General features: G+C 65.4%; 1 protein-coding gene. It reads right to left on the bottom strand.

What is annotated here, in order from left to right; genetic code table 11:
• A partial coding sequence (gene tuf, locus F3H87_RS21730) for an elongation factor Tu (RefSeq protein ID WP_149788202.1) occupies positions 1 to 1,166 on the bottom strand: 1,166 nt, incomplete at both ends.

The raw sequence follows: 1,166 nt of genomic DNA, 5'->3' as shown, positions 1-1,166 counted from the left end.
ATTTTCGACACGACGCCGGCGCCGACGGTGCGGCCGCCTTCGCGGATGGCGAAGCGCAGGCCGTCTTCCATCGCGATCGGCGCGATCAGTTCCACCGTGAAGGCCACGTTGTCGCCCGGCATCACCATCTCGGTGCCTTCCTTCAGCGTCACCGTCCCGGTCACGTCCGTCGTGCGGAAGTAGAACTGCGGACGGTAGTTCGCGAAGAACGGCGTGTGGCGGCCACCCTCTTCCTTGGTCAGGATGTAGGCCTCGGCCTCGAACTTGGTGTGCGGCGTCACCGAACCCGGCTTGCACAGCACCTGGCCACGCTCGACCTGGTCACGGTCCACACCGCGCAGCAGCGCGCCGATGTTGTCGCCCGCTTCGCCGCGGTCCAGCAGCTTGCGGAACATCTCGACGCCCGTGCAGGTCGTCTTCTGCGTGTCCTTGATGCCGACGATCTCGATCTCGTCGCCCACGTTGATCACGCCACGCTCCACACGGCCGGTCACAACCGTGCCGCGGCCCGAGATCGAGAACACGTCCTCGATCGGCATCAGGAACGGCTGGTCAACCGCGCGCTCGGGCGTCGGGATGTAGGCGTCGACCGCCGCCATCAGCTCCTTGATCTTCTCTTCGCCGATTTCCGGGTCACGCCCTTCCATCGCCGCCAGCGCCGAGCCGGCCACGATCGGGATATCGTCGCCCGGGAAGTCGTACGAGCTCAGCAGCTCGCGCACTTCCATCTCCACCAGCTCCAGAAGCTCCTCGTCGTCGACCTGGTCGACCTTGTTGAGGAACACCACCAGCGCGGGCACGCCCACCTGGCGCGCCAGCAGGATGTGCTCGCGCGTCTGCGGCATCGGGCCGTCGGCCGCGTTCACCACCAGGATCGCGCCGTCCATCTGCGCCGCACCCGTGATCATGTTCTTGACGTAGTCGGCGTGGCCGGGGCAGTCCACGTGGGCATAGTGCCGCGCGTCCGTCTCGTATTCCACATGCGCCGTCGAGATCGTGATCCCCCGGGCCTTCTCCTCGGGCGCCCCGTCAATCTGGTCATACGCCTTGAAATCGCCGAAATACTTCGTGATCGCCGCCGTCAGCGTCGTCTTGCCGTGGTCAACGTGACCGATCGTGCCGATGTTCACGTGCGGTTTGCTGCGTTCAAACTTTTCCTTTGCCAT

Source organism: Lutimaribacter pacificus, assembly GCF_900142185.1.
In the GTDB taxonomy this organism is placed as follows: Bacteria; Pseudomonadota; Alphaproteobacteria; order Rhodobacterales; family Rhodobacteraceae; genus Lutimaribacter; species Lutimaribacter pacificus.
The sequence above is the reverse complement of the archived record's forward strand: the minus strand, read 5'-3'. Positions and strand labels throughout refer to the sequence as shown.